Annotated in this window: 7 protein-coding genes; 4 read left to right on the top strand and 3 right to left on the bottom strand. The window is 64.1% G+C overall.

Features of this window, described 5'->3' with window-relative positions; translation table 11 throughout:
- The 3 genes from AWB78_RS41505 to AWB78_RS41495 form a co-directional block, all read right to left on the bottom strand.
- Window positions 1-418: DUF72 domain-containing protein (locus AWB78_RS41505; RefSeq protein ID WP_232478115.1), on the bottom strand; the 418-nt coding region annotated here is incomplete at its 3' end.
- A 5-nt stretch (window positions 419-423) separates the two neighbouring features.
- The gene (locus AWB78_RS41500; protein WP_062612978.1) at window positions 424-690 is read right to left on the bottom strand and encodes a cupin domain-containing protein; all 267 of its coding nucleotides are present in this window, start codon (window positions 688-690) and stop codon (window positions 424-426) included.
- A 103-nt stretch (window positions 691-793) separates the two neighbouring features.
- Entirely contained in the window at window positions 794-1,093 is a 300-nt protein-coding gene (locus AWB78_RS41495; RefSeq protein WP_157697862.1) for a hypothetical protein, read from the bottom strand.
- Between the two features lie 475 nt (window positions 1,094-1,568).
- On the opposite strand from AWB78_RS41495, the gene arsC reads away from it, so the two are divergent.
- From arsC to AWB78_RS41470, 4 genes are all read left to right on the top strand, one after another.
- Window positions 1,569-1,991, top strand: a complete 423-nt coding sequence (gene arsC / locus AWB78_RS41490) for an arsenate reductase (glutaredoxin) (RefSeq protein ID WP_062612974.1) — start codon at window positions 1,569-1,571, stop codon at window positions 1,989-1,991.
- Between the two features lie 126 nt (window positions 1,992-2,117).
- Window positions 2,118-2,405 (top strand): hypothetical protein, encoded by a 288-nt coding sequence (locus AWB78_RS41485; protein WP_062612972.1) that lies wholly within the window; start codon window positions 2,118-2,120, stop codon window positions 2,403-2,405.
- A 331-nt stretch (window positions 2,406-2,736) separates the two neighbouring features.
- Window positions 2,737-3,906 (top strand): GGDEF domain-containing protein, encoded by a 1,170-nt coding sequence (locus tag AWB78_RS41475; protein ID WP_062612968.1) that lies wholly within the window; start codon window positions 2,737-2,739, stop codon window positions 3,904-3,906.
- A 59-nt stretch (window positions 3,907-3,965) separates the two neighbouring features.
- A partial coding sequence (locus tag AWB78_RS41470; protein WP_198399358.1) for a transposase occupies window positions 3,966-4,504 on the top strand: 539 nt, incomplete at its 3' end.

Genomic DNA, 4,504 nt, shown 5'->3' with positions numbered 1-4,504 from the left:
GGTCGACGGAACGACCGGTTTCCTGACCAGCCTTTCGGCTGGGTAAAACAATTGCATACGCGACTTCATGTCGCACTGGGCCGAGCTTGTCTTTCAGTTCGAGCACGCCGCTGCCGAAAAAACGCTCGATCGTGTCGCCGGCTTCGGCGAGCACACGGCGATTCGTCGCGTAGCGCGGCGCCTTCAGCGAGAAGACGAAATCGTCGGGTGTCTCGTCGCGCCACTTGATGAATGTCGCGGGCTTCTGCGAGCCGTAGAACGTGCCGTTCACTTCGATGCTCGTGAGCGCGCGGCTCGCATATTCGAGCTCGCGCTTCTGCGCGAGATCTTCCGGATAGAACGTGCCGCGCCACGGCTCGAACGTCCATCCGCCGATGCCGACGCGAATGCGCGCGGTCTTGCCTTTGGAGGTGGCCATCGGCGTTATTTGCGGCCGACGAGATAGCTGACGCCTTGCGGCCCGTACTGCTCCGAATGTTCGATGTTCGTCGCGAGCCCGAAGATGTCGCCCGCGCGATAGGTGCGCGCGTCTTCGCCGATGCGGATCGTGACGTCGCCTTCGAGAATCAGCGCCTTGGCTTCGAACGGATGCGCGTGGACATCGAGCGCACCGTTCGGCTCGCGCGTGACCGTGACGACTTCGTTGAAACCTTCGCTGGAAAGAAGCGCGAGAAATTCGTCGCGGTGCATGTCGGCCGTTCCATTGAAAGGGGAGTGCGCGTCCGCCCATTTCGAACGGACGCGCAAGTCATGCACGCATGCTAACGCAGTTGCGAAAGCCGGGTTGAGCCGCTCAGTTGCCGAAGAAGATGTTGCATTGTGGGCCGCGAGTGCAGGGCTGGGAGGCCGCGCCGCCCATGCCCATCGTGGTGCCGGATGCCCCGTGCGTCATCGGCGCACCGCCGTACGACATATCGGACATGCCCGTCTGGCCCATGGCGCTTTGCTTCGGTGCGCTCGGATCGGTCCAGGTATCGGCGGTTGTCTGCCCGGGCACCTGCGCGGTGCGATAGTAGGTCTGCTGCGCCGAGGCGAGGCCCGCGACGGCGAACAACGAGGCGGCGAGCGCCGCCATGGCGATACGTGATTTCATGTTGACTCCTTGATCGGAAGGCGCGCTCGCGTTCGAGCCGCGTAACGCTGTTCGCTGATTCGGATCGGTCTTCCGCATGCAGCGTGCCACGCATCCTTCGTGTGCCATGCGTGGCGCGCGCGGCAGACAGACATCGGCGCCGGTTCCCGGTGTGGGTGCGTGTTCCGCGGCCGGTATCCGAACTTGTTCGTATGAGAATCGCGCACGGCATTTCGCCGATGCGATGCAGCCGGAGCGCCGGTGCGCTTGCCGGCGAATGGGACCCGCGGGTCCGCAGAAGACGCATGCCGCGCTGCACATTTCGTTATAGGCCGCGGATACGCGAATGAACAGCACAATCGGATCGCGCGGTGCGGATACGGCCGCACGCGTTGCGCCCGGCTGGCGAGCGAGTCATCGTTGCTTCAGCGCTATTCGGTTCTAGAATGCGAGGCGTGCAATTCCGCTCACTCACGAACGCAGGGACATCGCGACCATGACCGTCACCATCTATCACAACCCGAAGTGCGGAACCTCGCGCAACACGCTCGCACTGATCCGCAACGCGGGCATTGAGCCGACCGTGATCGAGTATTTGACGCATCCGCCGAGCCGCGAGACGCTTGTCGCGCTGATCGCGCGCGCGGGTATCACGGTGCGCGAGGCGCTGCGCGAAAAAGGCACGCCATACGCCGAGCTCGGCCTCGACGATCCCGGCCTCTCCGACGATCAGCTCATCGACGCGATGCTCGCGCATCCGATTCTCATCAACCGCCCGTTCGTCGATGCGCCGAAGGGCGCGCGGCTGTGCCGCCCGTCGGAACTCGTGCTCGATATCCTGCCCGAAGAGCAGAAAGGTCCATTCACGAAGGAGGACGGCGAGGTCGTCATCGACGAAACCGGCAAGCGTGTGCGCTGAAGCACATTCGCTCTGGCTGACCGTTACCTGACGTTACCTTTCTGGCAGACCCGTTGCACCTGTATCCGGCCGCGCTTTCTAGACTGCACCTGACTCACTCGGCACTCGGTGCAAGGAGAAAGCGACATGAAGAAGAAACTTCTCGGGACGGTTATCGGGCTGGCGGGCATCGCGGCACTGGCGATATCGGCGTCGGCGAACGCGCATGTCGATGTGGCGGTGGGCGTCGGCGTGCCCGTGTATGCGCAGCCTGCCGTGCCGGTCGGCTATTACGGATACGGCGATGGTTACGGCTACGGGTACGACCGTGACCGCTGGCGCGAGCGCGAATGGCGCCGTCACGAATGGCGCGAGCGTCGCTGGCGTCATGAAATGCGCCGCGAAGAGCGCTGGCGCGATCGTCGCGACTGGTAAGGCTTGAATCATTGTGCGCGGTACATCCGTACGGCGCATGGCTTCATCGAACGCGGCGGGCCGCAACGGCTGCGCCGCGTTTTTGCTTTTCTGATTGGCGATGCCGCTCGCGTCATGTTTTTGTTCACGACATGCGACCACGTGCCGCACATGGCGCGGCTCAAGCGGCGGCCTTTCCCGGCGTAAATCCGTGGGCGATGTCGGATACTCCTGTTTCTCCGCCGCGAATCCCTGTCAGTGATCTTCCCGACGCGCCACGCACGGTTCGAGCGCGGCGCGCATCCGGCGCGGCCCTCTCCGGCACGAGCGATATTCCCGTCCACATTCAGCGATGTTCAGCCCAGTCAGCATTCTCGTCGTCACCGCGCTATCGAGCATTCTCTCGATACTGGTGCTGATTTCGCTGCTCTCGCACGCGATCGCCGGCGTGCCGCGCTGGCTCTGGGCAAACGTACTGGCGATCGTCTCGCTCGTGCTCTTCGCCGTGCAGAGCGTGGCGCCGGCGTGGCTCGGCATCGTCACCGCGAATCAGCTATTGGCCGCGACGAGTCTGCTCATCTACGAAGGCTGCAACGAATTCTTCGACGTTCGCATGCGCCGCGCGCAGCGATGGACGGGCTGGATCATGTGGCTCGGCGTGATGGCGGGCATCGTGTACTTCACGTATGTCGTGCCCGACGCCCACGCGCGCGTGGTGATCGTGTCGGCGTTTCATGCAGCGTGCGATCTCGCCATCGCCGGGCGCGTGCTGCTCGAGCGCCCGAAGGAGCGGCCGCGTTACAACTATCTGTTCGTCGCCGGGGCGGCGTCGCTCGGCACGCTCGGTCATACGATCCGCGGCGCGATCTACGTCGTGAAGCCGCCTGCGCAGGAGGCGCTGCTGCAGCCCGGGCCGATGCAGATCACGTTTCTCGCGCTCGGCATTCTCGTGCTGCCGTCGCTGTGCATCGGCCTCGTGTTGATGGCGCACGACCGCCTCGCGCAGCGCCTCGAACGGCTCGCGCGCTTCGACGATCTCACCGGCGCGTTGTCGAGAAAGGCATTGCTGGCCGCGGCGGCCGAGCGGCTTGCGCGCGTGCCGCAGGAAGGAAAACGTGTGTATGTCGCGGTCATCGACGTCGATCACTTCAAGAGCGTGAACGATCGCTACGGCCACGCAGCCGGCGACGAAGTGCTGCGCCATTTCGCGTCGCTGGTGCGCTCGCGCGTTCGCGAGGACGATGCGTTCGGGCGCATCGGCGGCGAGGAGTTCTGTCTTTTCTGCACGGCGGAGCGCCTCGAGGACGTGACGGCGCTCGTCGAGCGCTTGCGCCGGGACGTGGAAGCGACGCCGTGCGGCGTGCCCGGCGGCGTGCTGCATTACACGTTCAGCGCGGGCATCGCCGTGTGGGACGGGCGCGAGCCGCTCGCCTCGCTGATGGCGCGCGCCGACAGCCTGCTCTACGCCGCGAAGATCGCCGGCCGCAACCGCGTGAAGGCGCCCGCCGACGCGCTTATCTAGGAGTATGCGCGGCAGAAATCTGATGTCATCCGGCCGAGCCGGGTAAGCGTTGTTAGGAGATGCCAATAAGCTATCTTCCCTACGAGCCGCAGCAGCAGATGTTGCTGCCCCACGCGCTGCAAGACTGGCTGCCTGAAGGGCACCTGGCCTATTACATCAGCGACACGGTGGATTCGCTCGACCTGTCAAGCTTCCATGCGCGGTATGCGGGCGGCGGCCCGCGCAATCAACCCTTTCATCCGGCGATGATGGTGAAGGTGCTCGTCTACGGCTATGCGACCGGGGTGTTCTCGTCGCGCAAGCTGGCCAGGAAGCTGCATGAAGATGTCGCGTTCCGGGTCCTCGCCGCGGGCAACTATCCGGCGCATCGCACGCTTTGCGACTTTCGCGCCTTTCACTTGAAGGAACTGTCGGACCTGTTTGTGCAAGTGGTGAAGCTGGCCAAGGAATGCGGACTGGTCAAGCTCGGGACGATTGCCGTTGACGGCACGAAGATCAAGGCCAATGCGTCGCGTCATAAGGCGATGAGTTACGAGCGGATGAAGAAAGCCGAGCTGGAACTCAAAGAACAGATCGATGCGCTGCTGGCCAAGGCGAA

It is taken from the genome of Caballeronia calidae (assembly GCF_900044055.2).
Lineage (GTDB): Bacteria > Pseudomonadota > Gammaproteobacteria > Burkholderiales > Burkholderiaceae > Caballeronia > Caballeronia calidae.
This window is presented reverse-complemented; position numbering and strand designations above follow the sequence as displayed.

Coding starts and splice junctions, on each gene's coding strand:
- AWB78_RS41500 (WP_062612978.1), bottom strand. CDS start 690: ATGCACCGCGACGAATTTCTCGCGCTTCTTTCCAGCGAAGGTTTCAAC.
- AWB78_RS41495 (WP_157697862.1), bottom strand. CDS start 1,093: ATGAAATCACGTATCGCCATGGCGGCGCTCGCCGCCTCGTTGTTCGCC.
- arsC (WP_062612974.1), top strand. CDS start 1,569: ATGACCGTCACCATCTATCACAACCCGAAGTGCGGAACCTCGCGCAAC.
- AWB78_RS41485 (WP_062612972.1), top strand. CDS start 2,118: ATGAAGAAGAAACTTCTCGGGACGGTTATCGGGCTGGCGGGCATCGCG.
- AWB78_RS41475 (WP_062612968.1), top strand. CDS start 2,737: ATGTTCAGCCCAGTCAGCATTCTCGTCGTCACCGCGCTATCGAGCATT.